This is a genomic window from Rubrivirga sp. SAORIC476 (assembly GCF_002283555.1).
Classification (GTDB): domain Bacteria; phylum Bacteroidota; class Rhodothermia; order Rhodothermales; family Rubricoccaceae; genus Rubrivirga.
Map to the genome: position 1 here is coordinate 1,801,643 of NZ_MVOI01000003.1, position 14,195 is coordinate 1,815,837.

At 71.2% G+C, this 14,195-nt stretch carries 18 protein-coding genes; 6 read left to right on the forward strand and 12 right to left on the reverse strand.

All coding sequences use genetic code 11. The features are described from left to right. The first annotated feature begins 363 nt into the window (after positions 1–363). Both B1759_RS09320 and B1759_RS09325 read left to right on the forward strand, forming a co-directional pair. Positions 364–1,011 carry a hypothetical protein gene (locus B1759_RS09320; RefSeq protein WP_095514733.1) on the forward strand — a complete coding sequence of 216 codons (648 nt, stop codon included), beginning with the start codon at positions 364–366 and terminating at the stop codon, positions 1,009–1,011. A gap of 69 nt (positions 1,012–1,080) precedes the next feature. Then, a complete protein-coding gene (locus tag B1759_RS09325; RefSeq protein WP_143537327.1) occupies positions 1,081–1,620 on the forward strand; it encodes a hypothetical protein in 540 nt (179 codons plus the stop codon). A gap of 30 nt (positions 1,621–1,650) precedes the next feature. Here the strand turns inward: B1759_RS09325 and B1759_RS09330 are convergent, their stop codons facing one another. Continuing rightward, complete coding sequence (locus B1759_RS09330; protein ID WP_198948802.1) at positions 1,651–2,361, reverse strand: class I SAM-dependent methyltransferase; 711 nt, start codon at positions 2,359–2,361, stop codon at positions 1,651–1,653. Between B1759_RS09330 and B1759_RS09335 the strand changes: the two genes are divergently transcribed. Continuing rightward, positions 2,342–2,554 (forward strand): dodecin family protein, encoded by a 213-nt coding sequence (locus B1759_RS09335; RefSeq protein WP_095514736.1) that lies wholly within the window; start codon positions 2,342–2,344, stop codon positions 2,552–2,554. The two genes, B1759_RS09330 and B1759_RS09335, sit on opposite strands and share 20 nt — an antisense overlap. 60 nt (positions 2,555–2,614) lie before the next feature. Here the strand turns inward: B1759_RS09335 and B1759_RS09340 are convergent, their stop codons facing one another. The 10 genes from B1759_RS09340 to B1759_RS09385 all read right to left on the reverse strand — a co-directional run bounded on the left by B1759_RS09340 (position 2,615) and on the right by B1759_RS09385 (position 11,190). Then, entirely contained in the window at positions 2,615–2,863 is a 249-nt protein-coding gene (locus B1759_RS09340) for a hypothetical protein (protein ID WP_095514737.1), read from the reverse strand. Positions 2,864–2,895: 32 nt separating this feature from the next. Beyond that, entirely contained in the window at positions 2,896–3,708 is an 813-nt protein-coding gene (locus tag B1759_RS09345) for a sulfite exporter TauE/SafE family protein (protein ID WP_095514738.1), read from the reverse strand. A gap of 179 nt (positions 3,709–3,887) precedes the next feature. Then, positions 3,888–4,475, reverse strand: a complete 588-nt coding sequence (locus tag B1759_RS09350) for a hypothetical protein (RefSeq protein WP_095514739.1) — start codon at positions 4,473–4,475, stop codon at positions 3,888–3,890. Positions 4,476–4,489: 14 nt separating this feature from the next. Next, positions 4,490–6,109, reverse strand: a complete 1,620-nt coding sequence (locus B1759_RS09355) for a S41 family peptidase (protein WP_095514740.1) — start codon at positions 6,107–6,109, stop codon at positions 4,490–4,492. 56 nt (positions 6,110–6,165) lie between these two features. Continuing rightward, entirely contained in the window at positions 6,166–6,597 is a 432-nt protein-coding gene (locus B1759_RS09360; RefSeq protein ID WP_143537328.1) for a lipocalin family protein, read from the reverse strand. Positions 6,598–6,673: 76 nt separating this feature from the next. Continuing rightward, positions 6,674–7,654: a twin-arginine translocase subunit TatC gene (tatC, locus tag B1759_RS09365; protein WP_198948803.1), complete on the reverse strand. Its 981-nt coding sequence runs from the start codon at positions 7,652–7,654 to the stop codon at positions 6,674–6,676. A 126-nt stretch (positions 7,655–7,780) separates the two neighbouring features. Continuing rightward, positions 7,781–8,389: a hypothetical protein gene (locus B1759_RS09370; RefSeq protein WP_095514742.1), complete on the reverse strand. Its 609-nt coding sequence runs from the start codon at positions 8,387–8,389 to the stop codon at positions 7,781–7,783. A gap of 282 nt (positions 8,390–8,671) precedes the next feature. Beyond that, complete coding sequence (gene glyA / locus B1759_RS09375) at positions 8,672–9,991, reverse strand: serine hydroxymethyltransferase (protein ID WP_095514743.1); 1,320 nt, start codon at positions 9,989–9,991, stop codon at positions 8,672–8,674. 133 nt (positions 9,992–10,124) lie between these two features. Further along, the gene (locus B1759_RS09380; RefSeq protein ID WP_095514744.1) at positions 10,125–10,454 is read right to left on the reverse strand and encodes a hypothetical protein; all 330 of its coding nucleotides are present in this window, start codon (positions 10,452–10,454) and stop codon (positions 10,125–10,127) included. A gap of 67 nt (positions 10,455–10,521) precedes the next feature. Continuing rightward, positions 10,522–11,190 (reverse strand): DUF4159 domain-containing protein, encoded by a 669-nt coding sequence (locus B1759_RS09385; protein ID WP_095514745.1) that lies wholly within the window; start codon positions 11,188–11,190, stop codon positions 10,522–10,524. 34 nt (positions 11,191–11,224) lie between these two features. Between B1759_RS09385 and B1759_RS09390 the strand changes: the two genes are divergently transcribed. The 3 genes from B1759_RS09390 to B1759_RS09400 are packed head-to-tail and all read left to right on the forward strand — an operon-like array spanning position 11,225 to position 13,472. Continuing rightward, complete coding sequence (locus B1759_RS09390) at positions 11,225–12,292, forward strand: DUF1028 domain-containing protein (RefSeq protein WP_095514746.1); 1,068 nt, start codon at positions 11,225–11,227, stop codon at positions 12,290–12,292. An 8-nt stretch (positions 12,293–12,300) separates the two neighbouring features. Then, positions 12,301–12,840 carry a hypothetical protein gene (locus B1759_RS09395; RefSeq protein WP_095514747.1) on the forward strand — a complete coding sequence of 180 codons (540 nt, stop codon included), beginning with the start codon at positions 12,301–12,303 and terminating at the stop codon, positions 12,838–12,840. Further along, complete coding sequence (locus tag B1759_RS09400; RefSeq protein ID WP_095514748.1) at positions 12,837–13,472, forward strand: GNAT family N-acetyltransferase; 636 nt, start codon at positions 12,837–12,839, stop codon at positions 13,470–13,472. Before B1759_RS09395 ends, B1759_RS09400 begins: the two co-directional genes overlap by 4 nt. On the opposite strand, the gene B1759_RS09405 is transcribed toward B1759_RS09400, so the two are convergent. Further along, complete coding sequence (locus B1759_RS09405; RefSeq protein WP_095514749.1) at positions 13,432–14,178, reverse strand: SDR family oxidoreductase; 747 nt, start codon at positions 14,176–14,178, stop codon at positions 13,432–13,434. The two genes, B1759_RS09400 and B1759_RS09405, sit on opposite strands and share 41 nt — an antisense overlap. Positions 14,179–14,195 lie beyond the last annotated feature (17 nt).

Consider the following 14,195-nt stretch of genomic DNA (forward strand, 5'->3'; position numbering starts at 1 on the left):
GTACGGGGGGCACCTTTCACATCCTAGCGGCGCGTCCGGCAAGCCGCCGGGCCATCGGTCGGTGCCGACGACACAGGGCTCACGACGCTCCGCTTCTGCGGCCGACGACGGTCCGACTTGAGACGAAGCACAAAGGGGAGAGGACGGGATCAGGACTACGAGAAACGACCCGAGAGACTGTCAGGCACCCTGCGCGCGGTGTGGCGAGTTGGGCGCGGTCGCGAGGGTCGGCGGGCGCAGGAGGTCTCGCGGGCGCCTCCCTCGGCGACAACGTGGGCCGCATCGACGAGCAGGGGACGACGGTCTGGTCGCCGCGCAGCCAATCAATGGGGCGATAGCTTCCAGGACATCTCCTCCTCGACTGTGCCTCGTCTCCTGCTCCTCGCCCTCGTTTTGCCCCTCGCCGCCTGCGAGTCACCGGCGCCCGAGGTGCCCGGTACGCCACGCGCCGTCGGCGACCTTTCGGAGACGTTCGTGGACGCTGGCTCCTCGGAGCCCCTTGCCGTCGACTCGTCAGAGCTCGCCTCCGCATCCAACGAGCCGAGCACCGATGGTCCGGACTGGACCCCTTACGAGGCGCTGCGCGGCTGGGTCGGACATTCGCCCGTCAGGGAGGACGGGACGCACTTCGTGCTCGACCCGAGCGTCCGCCCGACCATCGAGGAGGCGTTCTCGGTCGAGCCCGGGCTGATGGCCAAACTCAGCCACCTCGACACGGAGCCCTCCTACCTCATGGAGCCGGTGGATTTCGCGGGCGGCGCGTTCGCGCTCGCATTCGCCAGCAACCCCGCGACGAACGACGACGCGCGCTCGCTGTGGATGCTGATCGAGGCCGAGACGGGCGCCGTGTTCGCGCTCCTGGCCGACGACCGCGACACGTACTACCGCGCCTCCTACGACGCTCGCGTTGCCGACCTCCGGCCGGAGGCGATCGCATGGGTCGAGCACGCGTCCGGCCGGCCGTTCGGTGACCTCGCGCGGATGTCGGAAGAGGCGCCGGTCGGGCCGTAGTTCGCCAGGAATCGCACAATGACGACCGGCCCGGCGGAGTATGATCCGATCTCCGATCCCTCCACTGCCGTGCCCCGTCCCCTTCTTCTCGCCCTCACCCTGATCCTCGCCGCCTGCGCCGATCGCTCGGCGCCCGCCCAGACCGCAGAGCCGACTCCGGCCGAGACGCTGAGCGACTGGATCGGCAAGTCGCCGGTCGGGGAGGACGGGCTGTCGTTCGTCGAGGAGCCGTCCATCCGCCCGGCGCTGGAGCAGGCGCTCTCCGTCGAGTACGGCGTGCTCGACAAGCTGAGCAATCTGGACTCGGTGGCGACCTACACCGCCACGCCCGTCGAGTTCGTGGGCGGCTCGTTCGTGATCGAGTACACGCCGGATGAGGCGCTGGCGGACGACGACCGGCGGATCTGGGTCGTGGTCAATGGCGACAACGGAGACGTGTTCACCCTCCTCCGCTCCTTTACCGGCGGCTTCCCGTTCTACCGTCCCGCCGTTGGCGTGGACCGGGAGGCGCTGTCGGAGGAGACGAAGGACTGGGTGAGCGAGCGCATCCGGATTCCCTTCGACGAGATCGGTAGCGCGCCAACCTCGTTCGATTCGAGCTTCCGGTAGGACACGCCGAGGTCTATGCACTGAGCGCGGTCACCGGGTGGCGACGCCCGCGATGTGAGGCGCCACCACACCGCCCGAGACGCGGAACGCATCCATCTGCAGGTCGGCGAAGCCTGCCTCGGCGAGGCGACGGCCGGTGTCCTGGTCGGGTCGGCAGCCATCGGCCAGCCAGCCCCACGGCTGGCGCACGAGCCGCTGGACGCGGCGGAGGAGCGAGCCCGGGGGCGCGGCGACGTGCTCGACGAACACGAACCGCCCGCCGGGTCGCAGCACGCGCCGGGCCTCCGCCAGCGACCGGCTGACATCGGCGACGGAGCAGAGGACGAGCGTGCTCACGACCGCGTCCGCTTCTCCGTCGGCGACGGGCAGCGACTCCGCCGCGCCGTCGCGGAGGTCGACCGTGAGGCCGTGGGCCTGGGCCGCCTCGCGGATGCGGCCGTGGAAGTGGACGTTGGGCTCGACGACGACCCACCGGGCGCCGGTCGGCAAGAATGCAGCGTTGAGCCCAGTCCCGGCGCCGATCTCGACCACCACCGGCGCCGATCCGGCACGACCCTCGATCTGAGTGAACAGCGCCCGTTTGCGGTCGGCATAGAGCCGGTGTTGGGTATGGTCCGCGTGGCCGAGCGACCACGCGAAGAGGCGTGCCCGGAGGCCCGTCCGGACCTTCGAACCCGACGGCGACGTTGCAGGCGTCCTCTTCTCAACCAACCCCATTCCCATGGCAATCGCAAAGATCATCGAAGTGTCGGCCATCTCCGACAAGAGCTTCGACGACGCGGTGAAGCAGGCGTACACCGAGGTGTCGCAGACGGTCCGCGACGTGCAGAGCGTCTACGTCCAGGACTTCATCTACGAGCCCGGCGTCGACCAGGCGGGTTCGTTCCGCGTCCACTGCAAGGTGACGTTCCTGGTGAACAACAACGCGAGCTGAGGTCACGACCTCGCTCGGTTCACGCGCCCCGTCGGCTTCGGCCGGTGGGGCGTGCGTCGTTTAGAGGGTGGCGGACGAGTCGGGCTGGAGGGTCTGCTCGGGCGGGAGGCCTTCCTCAGGCTCGAAGTTGCTCTCCGGCTCGATGTCGGCCTCGGGTTGGAGCCCCGCGTCGGGCGTCAGGTCCTCGTCGGTCTGGACGGGGTCGACGCCGTCGAGGGTGGGGCCGGGCGGGTTGTCGTCGGCGCACCCGGCGAACGAGAGAGCGGCGGCGAGCAGCAGGGCGCGGCCCGAGAGAGAGGTCGGCGACATGGTGGTGGGACGAAGGGCCGGGTACACCCTCCCTACGTCAGTGCGTTCCACAGAAGCCGAACGGCGACGAGGGCGGCGAAGGCGGCGAAGCTCAGCCGCACCTTCCGCACGTCGATCCGGTGGGCCGTCGCGACGCCGAGGCGGGCGGTCACGATGGCGGGCAGCGCCAGCGCCGCGGCGCCGCGCCAGTCCACGTAGCCGAGCGCGCCCTCGGGCACGGCCGCGCCCCACCCGAGTACGGTGTACGTCGCCACGCCGACCCCGGTGATGAGCACGATGGCCGCCGTGGAGGTCCCGGCAGCGACGCGCAGCGGCAGGCGGATGAGGCCGCTGAAGGCGGGCACCATAATCACACCGCCCCCGACGCCCGCCAGCGACGCGATGGTTCCGGCACCCAGGCCGGTCGCGGCGAGTGCCCCCAGCCCGCGCCGAGCGTCGGTCGTGGAGAGCGTGTCCCCGCGGTCGGTTCGCCGCACCATCCGGACGACGACGATGACCAGGAGCACGCCGAGCGTGAGTTGGAACGACTCCTTGTCGTACCACGGCGCCGTCGTCACGAAGCGCCCGACCAGAACCACGGCAACGGCCGCGACACTCCCCACGATGAGCGCTGTCCGTCGGTCGATAGCGCCCTGCCGGGCCTGGGCCACGGCGCCGGACGCGCTGGCCGCGAACGTGCAGAGCAGGCTCGACCCGAGCGTCAGCGGCGTCAGCACGGGGTCGGTGATGCCCGCGGCCTGGAACACAAAGAAGAGGACCGGCCCGAAGATGATGCCGCCACCGACGCCGACCAGCCCGGCCACGAATCCGCCGAGGGCGCCGGCGAGGAGAAGAAGGACGAGCATCGGCGGGGGAGGGGAGCGGCGAACCTACAGCCGGGCGCCCACCCCGACTCGCCCCGACTCGGGCACGTCGCCGACCGGTCCGACGCGAGGTCCGCGCGCTCCGACGCGAGGTCCGCGCGGCCGGAGAGGAGATCTCCGGGCGCGGAGGGGAACGCCCCGCCTCATTCCCCCGCGTGTCCCTACGAGGAAGCTCTCGGCGGCGGCGGCATCGTCACCTCGGCCTCGACGCGGAGGTCGTCGATGCCCACCTCGACGGTCTGAACGGTCCCGGCGGAGTCGAACAGGACGAGGACCGAGTCGTCGTCGAGGCGGATCGTCTCGCGGTAGCGTGTGGCGCCTTCCGCGAGGCGGACGAGGCGGCGACCCTCGGGGTCAGAGACGGCGATGGTGCGCGCGTCGGCCCGGTCGAAGCGGCCGTCGCCGTTGGTGTCCTCCTCGACCAGCTCGTAGACGACCATCCGCACGCGCATGCTGTCGCCGATGTCGCGCTCGGAGAGGATCACGCGGTCGGAGTCGGGAAACAGCCAGCGCCCCTCACGGCCGTCGATGTCGTAGAAGATGACATTGGCGTCCCGGGCGGCCCGGCTCCCGCGGCCCGAGATCGAGACCCCGTACTCGCCGTCCTGGCGCAGGTGGGCGCGGAGGTGGCGGTGCCCCTGGACCCGCTCGAAGGGGCCGATGGTCAGGTCGGACTCGGCCTCCTCGGCGGCGTCAGCGGCGCAGCCGCTGACGGCAAGAAGGGCGGCGAGGCAGAGGGCGGTTCGCATGGGACCGGATCGGGCTAGCGGCTGAGGGCGCGGGCGTAAGCGGCCGGATCGAGGATCAGACGGCGGGCCTCGGCGACGACGGCGTCCTCCGAGAGCGCGTCGACGGTCTGAGCTTGCTGACCGACGTAGCGCGAGAGGATTTCCTGCCGGAGGGAAGAGCGGAGGCGGTCGGCGTGGCGCTCGAAGTCGCGCGCCTTCTCGCGGGCGACGGCCTCGCGAAGGTCTCGGAGGGCGCGGGTGGCCCCGTCGTAGCCCGCCCCGGCGAGGTCGTCGGCGAGGGCGTCGGCGGTGCGCTCGGCGTCGGTGCGGTAGTCGAGGCCCTCGCCTTCGACGAACTGCTGGAAGCGACGGAGGAGCGCGTCGTCCACACGGAAGCCAGTCGGGAGGGTGGGGGTGTCGGCAGCGAAGCGGTTGGCGAAGCGGAGGAAGGCGGCCGAGCGGACGAGCGCCCGCTCCAGCTCGCTCTCCTCACCCAGCGACACCGCCACGTCCGGCTCGATGCCGACGCCGCTGCGGACGGTCCGCCCGGCGGCGGTCTCGAACGTCCGGCCCGGTCCGGCCTCGGTCGCCTCCGTGCCCTGCGCGTACGTCAGGCGCTGGATCTCGCGGCCCGAGGGCGTCGTGTAGCGGCTGACCGTCAGCTTGAGCGCCGTGCCATACGGCATCGGACGGACGACCTGCACGAGGCCCTTGCCGAACGAGGTCTCGCCGACGATCACCGCACGGTCGTGATCCTGCAACGCCCCCGCCACGATCTCGCTCGCCGACGCGCTGGCGCCGTCCTGCAGCACGACGACGGGCAGGTCGGGGACCGTGGGCGGCTCCTGCGTGTGGTACGTCTGGTCGGTGCCCGCCGCACGCCCGCGCGTCTGCGTGATGACGGTGCCGAGGGGCAGGAACTGTCCGCTGAGGGCGACGGCCTGGTCGAGCAGGCCACCGGGGTTGCCGCGCAGATCGAGTACGAGTCCGCGCAACTCCCCGTCCTCCTGAAGGCCGGCCACGGCGCGTGCCACCTGCCCGGCGGCGTCCTGCAGGAAGCGTCCGAGGCGGACGTAGCCGACGCCCTCGGCGGGGTCGCCGAGGAAGCCGGAATACGTCACCTCGGTGTCCGGGTCGCCCGCGCGGACGAGGACGAAGCGGAGAGGCTCAGCCTCGCCCTCGCGCGTCACTTCCAGGGGGACCGTAGAGCCCGGCTCTCCACGGAGAAGGCCATTGGCGCGCTGAGCTGCCAGCCCCGCGGCCATCTGCCCGGCCAGCGAGACGACGGTGTCGCCCGCGCGGAGCCCCTGCCGCTCGGCGTCGGAGCCGTCGAGCACGGACACGACCACCAGCCGCCCGCCGCGCTCGGCCACGACCACGCCGACGCCGCCCACGTCGCCGCCCTGTTGGAGGCGGCTCGCGGCGGCCGTCGCCTCGTCGTAGTAGACCGTGTAGGGGTCCAGCGAGCCGGTCATCGCCCCGATGCCGCTCCGCATGAGCGCCTCCGCGTCGATGGCGTCGACGTACTCGGAGGCGAGGATCTCGTAGACGGCGCCGTAGAGCCCGAAGCTCTTGCGGATGGCGAAGTAGTCCACCTCCTGCGCCTCGGCAGACGCGGCGAGGAGGACGAGGACGGCGAGAGCGAGGCGGCGCATCGGGCGGAGGGGACGAGGACCGCAGGCTAACGCCAACGCCCGGCGCTTCGCGCCTGCTACCGGCGCCGGAACTCCAGCAGGGGGCCGTCCAGGTACCGATGCTCGATGTACAGCCGGTCGCGGTCGATCCCGAACACGTAGCGCGCGTCCCCGATGGTCAGTCGGGGAGAATCCCCCGGCTCCGGAGCGCTGACCCTGTAGTTCCCCTCTGCAGAAACGGTCTCGTTGGAGGTGTAGGTGGCCGTCCCGTCGGCACGGAACACGAGGCGGGCGGACTGGCCCACCTCCTCGGCAGGTCGCGTCCGGGTGCAGTCCTCCCCCATGCACTCGCCAGAGGGCGTGACCGTGACGAGGTCCCAGGTGCCGACCAGCGCGTCGGCGTCGTGTCCCAGCGCGGTCACGTCGATGCCGTTGCGGTCAGGAGCGGCCGTGTCGCAGCCGGAGGCGACGAGGACGAAGAGAGCGAGGACGGGCAGGAGCCGAAGCATGGAATGGTCGCGGAGGAAAAGGGTGTCGCTGAACATCGGGGCCACCCGGCACGAACGGCAATCCCCTCTCCGATCCCTACTCCGTTTTACCCCCTGCCTTCGCCTCGGCGGCGGCGCGCTTGGCAGCCGCCTTCGCCTCCCGGGCGGCTTCAGCGGCCTCCTCGCGAGCCCGGCGACGCTCCACGACGCCGGTCAGCGCGATGGACAGCTCGTAGAGGCCCATCAGCGGGATCGACATGAGCAGCTGGCTCCACGGGTCCGGCGGCGTCAGGAACGCCGAGATCACCAGCACGGCAACGAGCGCGTACTTGCGGCCCGTCCGCAGCATGTCCTGCGTCAGGACGCCCACCTTCGCCAGCACCACCACGACCACCGGCAGCTCGAACAGGATGCCCGCGCCGAAGGCCCAGGTGATCAGCATCGAGAAGTACTTCGAGATGTCGAACTCGTTGACGATCGAGTCCGAGATCTGGAACTGGGCGAAGAACTGGAGCGCGATCGGCGCGATGATGAGGTAGCCGAACGAGATGCCGAGGGCGAAGAAGAACGTCGCGAAGACGGCCGCGAATCGCAGGCCCTGGCGCTCCTCCGGGTAGAGGCCCGGCTCGATGAACTTCCACGTCTGGTACACCACCAGCGGCGAGCCCATCACCACGCCCGCCGCGATCACGGTCCCGAAGTAGGCGAAGAACTGGCCCGTCACCGTCCGGTTCTGGAGCACGATGTCGACCGCCGGGATGCGGAGCACGTCGTACATGAAGAAGCTCGCCCGCGTCGGCCCGAGCAGCAGCGTGTCCATGATCCAGCCCGTAAAGAACAGGCACGCGCCGACACAGAGGACGATGGCGCCGAGCGCCTTCAGGATGCGCCAGCGGAGTTCCTCGAGGTGGTCGAGGAACGGCATCTCACCGGGTCCCGGCGTCATGTGCGCAGGGACCCCGCCGCCGGGGGGCACCGGCGGTGCTGGCGGCGGCATCTGATCGAGGCGGATGGGGTCCGCCGCGCCGTCGCCCTGCGAGCCAGCCGCCTTCTGCGACCGCGAGCGCCAGACATCCATGCGGGTGAAGCGAGAGGGGAAAGAGGGAAGGGCCGTCCACTCAGGACCGGCCGACGCACCGTCCACAACGTACGAGTCGAGGACATGGGTTCGGGCTCGCAGGCCCTTCACCATGGCCCGGTCGCCTCACCCTCCGGCCGTGTCGCCAGAGGTCACCCGGGCGCTCTCGCGGAGGTTGAGTTCGAGCAGCGACTCGACCCAGAGGCCCTCGGCCTCCAGCCGCGCCCGCCCGCCGCTCCAGGTGAAGTTGAACAGCGTCACGACGCCGGACACGTCGAAGCCGTCGCTGCGGAGGAGCGCCGCCGCCCGCGCCGCGCTCCGGCCGCTGTTGAGGATGTCGTCCATGAGGGCGACCGGGCGCGACCGGTCCAGTGGGCCCTCCACCAGCCGGCGCCGTCCGTAGGCCTTGCGCCGCTCGCGGATGAAGCCGCCCCGGAACGGGCGCTCGGCGGTCCCGTGCGGCAGCACGGCCGTCACGAGCGGGAAGGCGCCGTAGCCGAAGCCGGCCACCTGATCGATGCCGCGCGCCCGGAGCCGCTCGGCGAGGACCGCGCCCGCTTCGTTGAACACGTCACCGTCGAGCATCGGCGTCCGCGTGTCGAGGAGCCAGCCGATGGGTTGCCCGCGCGGGTCGGTGATGGACTCGTCCTCGCGCCGCACCAGCGCCCGCTGGTAGAGCGTGTGCCCCAGCTTTGCCAGGGCCGACTCGGGGACAGTGCTGTAATCGTTCGGCATGGGGGGCGACGGCGGGCCGCGACGATCTCGGCGCGGCAGGCGACAACATACGGAGGGGGGACCGGCAAGCGGCGTGCCGTCGAGCGGGACGACCGCGGACGCGACGAGGTTGCGCCAACCGTGGGCGCCGCCGTCACGTCCCCGACTCGCTCAACGCACGCGAACGGGTGCTCGCATGCGGAGACGCCGAACGGGACGCGGCTCAGACGGAGATACGACCGGCGTCGGGCCGGAATCTCCCCACATCCCGCTGCCCCCGCCTCAGGACCGAGGCGGAGGAGATCAGGCGCCGACCGGCTCCGCGCCCAGGCTCGCCACGTCGTACAGCGGGAAGCGGTCGCAGAGCGCCTGCACCTCCGCCCGTACCGCCTCGGCGTCGGCACCGCGGCTGGCGATGACGCGGTCCATCAGGTCCACGACCGTCCGGAACTCGTCGGCGCCGAAGCCGCGCGTGGTCATGGCCGGCGCGCCGACGCGGATGCCAGAGGTCACGAACGGGCTCTCGGGGTCGCCGGGGACCATGTTCTTGTTGACCGTGATGGCGGCCTCGCCCAGCCACGCCTCGGCGTCCTTACCGGTGCACTTGCCCCGGAGGTCGACCAGCGCGAGGTGGTTGTCGGTACCGCCCGAGACGACGTCGTACCCCTTCTCCACGAACGCCTGCGCCATCGCCTGCGCGTTCGCGATCGTCTGCCGCTGGTAGGTCACGAACTCCGGCGTCAGCGCCTCGCCGAAGGCGACGGCCTTGGCCGCGATGCAGTGCATCAGCGGCCCGCCGATGGTGCCGGGGAACATGGCCGAGTCCAGGACCTGACCGGTGGACTTCGGGTTGCCGGACTTGACCCACGTCTCGCCCGTCGGGCTGGGCGCGTCGTTCCCGACGAGGATCATGCCGCCGCGGGGGCCGCGCAGCGTCTTGTGCGTCGTCGTGGAGACGACGTGAGCGTGGGGGAGGGGGTCGTTGAGCAGCTTCGCCGCGATGAGCCCCGCCGTGTGTGCCATGTCCACCCACAGGATCGCGCCGACCTCGTCGGCGATCTCGCGCATGGCCGCGTAGTCGAAGTCACGGCTGTAGGCGCTCGCGCCGACCGACAGCATCTTCGGCTGTACCGCCTTCGCCCTGTCGCGGAGTGCGTCGAGGTCGATCCGTCCGGCGTTCTCGCCCTCCTGCTCGACGCCGTAGAAGTGGGCGTCGTAGAGCTTGCCCGAGAAGTTGACCGGCGAGCCGTGCGTCAGGTGCCCGCCGTGCGCCAGGTCCAGGCCGAGGAGTCGGTCGCCGGGCGCCATGAACGCGAGGTAGATCGCGCTGTTGGCCGTCGCGCCAGAGTGCGGCTGGACGTTCACCCAGTCGCAGCCGAACAGCTCCTTCGCCCGCTCGATGGCCAGCGTCTCGACCTCGTCGACCACCTCGCAGCCACCGTAGTAGCGCTTGCCGGGCAGGCCCTCGGCGTACTTGTTGGTCAGCGGGCTGCCCAGCGCCTGCAGCACGGCCGGGCTGACGAAGTTCTCCGACGCGATCAGCTCCAGGCCATCGTTCTGCCGCTCGACCTCCCGGCGGACGATGTCGAAGACGGCGGGGTCGGAGTCGCGGAGGGCGGTCATGGCGTCGGGCGGATGAGGAGCGGACGGCAAGCTAGCACGGCGCCTCTTCCGCGTCCCCGGGCGGAACCCCTTCCACGCAGGTTCGGCCACTCTTTACCCAGCCCCCGCCTCGGTGCCGAGGCAGTCCCTCGCGCTACCGCCTCGACTCGTCGCTTTCCAGCGGCGTGAACCAGCCTGCAATGCCGAGGTACCGCTGCTCGCCGCCCGGCATCCGACCGTTCATGTCGATCGTGTAGACGGTCGCCAGGTAGTAGTTCTCGTGCTCGGCGTTCTCACCCAGCGTCTGGGCCGTCTTTCGGCCCGTGCGGCCCTGGAGGAAACGGCTCACGGTGTCGCTGCCCTCTGCCCGCGCCGCCGCCTCGTCGGTCAGGAACTCGCCGAAGGCGTCCGGCCCCGGGTTGAGGACGAACAGCAACGCCGCCACGGCGAGCAGGCCGACGAACAGGACGCGTCCAGGGGTCATGGGGGTGTGGGCAGAGGCCGAACAGTCGGGGTATCGGCCGGGGCGGCCGCATCCATAGCGAGGCAGGTTACGGGACGATCCCCTGCGTCATGGCATACACGAGCAGGTTGACGCCCATCCGGAGCGCCGCCTCGCGCGCCTCCGGCGGATCCGGGTGGATGCCCGCTGGCTCCCACCCGTCGGCGAGGTCGCTCTCGTGGGCGTAGAAGACCACCAGCCGCCCCTCGTGGAACAGCCCGTAGCCGACCGCCGGTTCGCCGTCGTGCTCGTGGATCTTGGGCAGCCCATCCGGGAACGCGTAGTGGGCGCGGTACACCGGGTGACTGGCGGGCAACGGCTGGAGCGGCTGCTCGGGGAAGACCTTCGCCAGTTCGCGCCGCACGGCCTGATCCAACCCGTAGTCGTCGTTGACGATCAGGAAGCCGCCGCCTTCGAGGTAGCGACGCAGACGGCCCGCCTCGGCGTCGGTGAAGACCACGTTGCCGTGCCCGTTGAGGTAGAGGATGGGTACGGTGAACAGCCGGTCGCTCGTCAACTCGACTGTGATCGGCTCCGGCGCGAGGTCCAGCAGCGAGTGCTGGCGGGTGTACGCGATCAGCGTCGGCAGTGGGTCGCCGGAGTACCAGTCGCCCCCGCCGCCGTACTGGACGCGGGCGATCTGGACCTCGCCCTGCGCCGATGCCGCACTGGCGAGGGCCACGATGAGGGAAAGCAGGAGCAGACGCAGGAGGGTCATGGCGCTAGAATACGGGGACACCCGCCCCACGCCGATGCCAACGCCACGCCCCCGCCGCTTCGTCTCCCTCGCCGCGCTGGCGGTGCTCGTCGCCGGCGGCTGCGCGCCGACTTCGGACGACCACGAGATCATCCGCAACGAGGCCGGCGACCCGCTCGTGTCGACGTTCTCCATCGTCGCCGTCGACACGACGACGGGCGAGATTGGCGTCGCGGTCCAGTCCAAGTTCCCCAACGTCCGGTTCATGGTCCCGACCGTCGTGGCGGGCGTCGGCGCCGTCGCCACCCAGTCGTTCGCGCGGCTCGCCTACGGTCCCGAGGGCATCGCGATGATGGCCGAGGGCGCGACGGCCGAGGAGGCGCTCCGCATCTCCATGCGCAACGACCCCGACACCGGCGCCCGGCAGGTCGGGATGGTGGACGCACACGGCAACGCGGCCACCTTCACCGGGGCCGACGCCTTCGCGTGGCGCGGCGGGCGCGTGGGCGGCAGCGACGCCATTGCGACGCCGGGGGTCGTCGCCGTCGGGCACGGCTACGCCGCCCAGGGCAACATCTTGGTCTCCCAGGAGACCGTCGACGCCATCGCCGAGACGTTCGAGGCCAGCACCGGCACCCTCGCCCAGCGCCTCACGGCCGCGCTCGTCGCGGGGGGTCGGGCGGGCGGAGACAAGCGAGGGGAGCAGTCGGCTGCGCTCGTGGTCCACCGCAAAGGAGCGGGCTATGACGGCTCGGACGTGATCGTCGACATCTCGGTCTACGACCACCCGACCCCCCTCGCGGAACTGGAGCGACTCGTCGCCCTCAACGACCTCTACTTCACCGACTCCGACCCGGCGGACATGATCGAGGTCACGCCCGCCATCGCCCGCGAGCTGCAGGAGATCTGGATCGCGCGCGACTTCCAGTACGACGGCCCCGCCGACGGCGTCGTCGATGCCGAGTTCCAGCGCATCCTGACCGACTACATGGGCTGGGAGAACTACGACCTCCGCATTGACGAGGTCGCCAACGTGGACCTGGCAGCAGGGGAGACGCTCCGGATCGACCCCGAGGTGCTGGCCGACATCCGCGACGTGTTCCGCGAGGGCCGCTACCGCTAGCGCCTCCCGTGCACCCGCTCCACCTCCGCCTCGCCGACTCGACGCGCGGCCCCATCGGCGCCGCCCGCGACGTGGCCGCCGAGATCGCGCACGACTCGGACGCGTTCGCCGTCGTGGTCGACGGGCTGGCGCACCCGGACGAGGGGGGCCGCAACCGGAGCGCGTGGGCGCTCGACGTCGCGACGCGGTCGTATCCGCGTCGCCTGGCGCCACACGCCGACGCGCTCCTCGCCGTCGCCGAGGCGGACCGGAACGGCGGGATGCTCCGGCGCCTCCTCCCGTCCCTTCTGTCTCGGGTGCCTCTCACCCCAACTCAGGCCCGGCACGTGACCGACTGGGCGCTCGGAATCCTCGACCGCTCGCGCATGGCCGACCAGGCAAACCTGCTCAGCGCGCTGGCGGCCGTCGCCCTGGCGCACCCGGACCTCGCGCCTGGCATCGTCCCTCGCATCCACGTCGCGCTCGACCATCCCGCCCCGTCGGTTCGCGCGAGGGCGCGGCGCCTCTGCGCCCGGCTCGACCGTCGCGGTCTTCTCCCCGACTCATGACGCCCGTCACCCTGGAAGGCGCCCACGTCCGCCTGGAGCCCCTCACCCGCGCCCACCTCGACGCGCTCGCCGAGGTGGGCCTCGACCCGGACCTTTGGACCTGGACCGCCTCCACCGTCCGCACCCGCGACGATCTGGCGGCCTACGTCGAGACCGCCCTCGCCGGGCAGGCCGACGGCACCGCGCTCCCGTTCGCCACCGTCGACCGCGCCAGCGGGCGCGTGGTCGGCAGCACGCGCTTCGGCAACTACGTCGCCGCTCATCGCCGCGTCGAGATCGGGTGGACGTTCGTCGCGCCCCCGTGGCAGCGGACCGCCGTCAACACCGAGGCCAAGTTGCTGATGATGGCCCACGCCTTCGACACCCTCGGCCTGACCCGCGTCGAGTGGAAGACCGACGCCCTCAACGCGCGCTCCCGCGCCGCCATCCTCCGCCTCGGCGCGATAGAGGAGGGGACGCTGCGCAGCCACATGGTCGTCCGCGACGGCCGCCTCCGCGACACCGTCTACTTCAGCGTCACCGCCGACGAGTGGCCCGCCGTCCGCGACCGCCTTACCGCCCGGTTGGCGCAAGGAGCCTTCTCGACTCCGATCAATACGCCTGGTTCGTCGGCCGGTACAGGATCTCGTTGATGTCCACGTCCTCCGGCTGCTCCATCGCGAACACCACCGCCCGCGCGAACGAGTCCGCCGGAATCGCGACCTCGTCGTAGAGCTTGTTCATCCGCTCTGCCGCGGCCGGGTCCGAGATCGAGTTCGGCAGCTCCGTCGCTACCGCCCCGGGCGAGATGATCGTCGTCCGGATGCGGTGCGGCTTCACCTCCTGACGCAGCCCCTCCGTCAGCGTCCGCACCGCGAACTTCGTCGCCGAGTAGACCGCGCTGCCCGGCCCCACCCGGTGCCCTGCCACCGACGCCACGTTGATGATGTGGCCGCTCTTCTGCGCCGTCATGTGCGGCAGCACCGCTGCGATGCCGTAGAGCACCCCCTTGATGTTGACGTCGATCATCCGGTCCCACTCGTCCACCTTCAGGTGTTCGAGCAGGGACTGCGGCATCAGGCCCGCGTTGTTGATCATCACGTCCACCCGACCGAACGCCTTCACGGCCGTGTCCACGAGTGCCGACACCTGCGCGCGGTCCGTGACGTCGGTGGTCACCGCCCGCGCCTCCCCGCCCGCCTCGGTCAGTTCAACAGCCAGCGCCTCGATCCGGTCCGACCGCCGCGCGCCCAGCACGACCTTCGCCCCGCGTGCCGAGAGCATCCGTGCCGCGGCCTCGCCCAGCCCGCTGCTGGCTCCGGTGATGACGACGACGGTTCCTTCGATGGGGGAGGACATGGCTCAGGAGAGAGGGG

Excerpts from the sequence above, each read along its gene's own strand:
- B1759_RS09335 (WP_095514736.1), top strand. The coding sequence starts at position 2,342 with ATGGCAATCGCAAAGATCATCGAAGTGTCGGCCATCTCCGACAAGAGC.
- B1759_RS09330 (WP_198948802.1), bottom strand. The coding sequence starts at position 2,361 with ATGATCTTTGCGATTGCCATGGGAATGGGGTTGGTTGAGAAGAGGACG.
- B1759_RS09340 (WP_095514737.1), bottom strand. The coding sequence starts at position 2,863 with ATGTCGCCGACCTCTCTCTCGGGCCGCGCCCTGCTGCTCGCCGCCGCT.
- B1759_RS09345 (WP_095514738.1), bottom strand. The coding sequence starts at position 3,708 with ATGCTCGTCCTTCTTCTCCTCGCCGGCGCCCTCGGCGGATTCGTGGCC.
- B1759_RS09350 (WP_095514739.1), bottom strand. The coding sequence starts at position 4,475 with ATGCGAACCGCCCTCTGCCTCGCCGCCCTTCTTGCCGTCAGCGGCTGC.
- B1759_RS09355 (WP_095514740.1), bottom strand. The coding sequence starts at position 6,109 with ATGCGCCGCCTCGCTCTCGCCGTCCTCGTCCTCCTCGCCGCGTCTGCC.
- B1759_RS09360 (WP_143537328.1), bottom strand. The coding sequence starts at position 6,597 with ATGCTTCGGCTCCTGCCCGTCCTCGCTCTCTTCGTCCTCGTCGCCTCC.
- tatC (WP_198948803.1), bottom strand. The coding sequence starts at position 7,654 with ATGGATGTCTGGCGCTCGCGGTCGCAGAAGGCGGCTGGCTCGCAGGGC.
- B1759_RS09370 (WP_095514742.1), bottom strand. The coding sequence starts at position 8,389 with ATGCCGAACGATTACAGCACTGTCCCCGAGTCGGCCCTGGCAAAGCTG.
- glyA (WP_095514743.1), bottom strand. The coding sequence starts at position 9,991 with ATGACCGCCCTCCGCGACTCCGACCCCGCCGTCTTCGACATCGTCCGC.
- B1759_RS09380 (WP_095514744.1), bottom strand. The coding sequence starts at position 10,454 with ATGACCCCTGGACGCGTCCTGTTCGTCGGCCTGCTCGCCGTGGCGGCG.
- B1759_RS09385 (WP_095514745.1), bottom strand. The coding sequence starts at position 11,190 with ATGACCCTCCTGCGTCTGCTCCTGCTTTCCCTCATCGTGGCCCTCGCC.
- B1759_RS09390 (WP_095514746.1), top strand. The coding sequence starts at position 11,225 with ATGCCAACGCCACGCCCCCGCCGCTTCGTCTCCCTCGCCGCGCTGGCG.
- B1759_RS09400 (WP_095514748.1), top strand. The coding sequence starts at position 12,837 with ATGACGCCCGTCACCCTGGAAGGCGCCCACGTCCGCCTGGAGCCCCTC.
- B1759_RS09405 (WP_095514749.1), bottom strand. The coding sequence starts at position 14,178 with ATGTCCTCCCCCATCGAAGGAACCGTCGTCGTCATCACCGGAGCCAGC.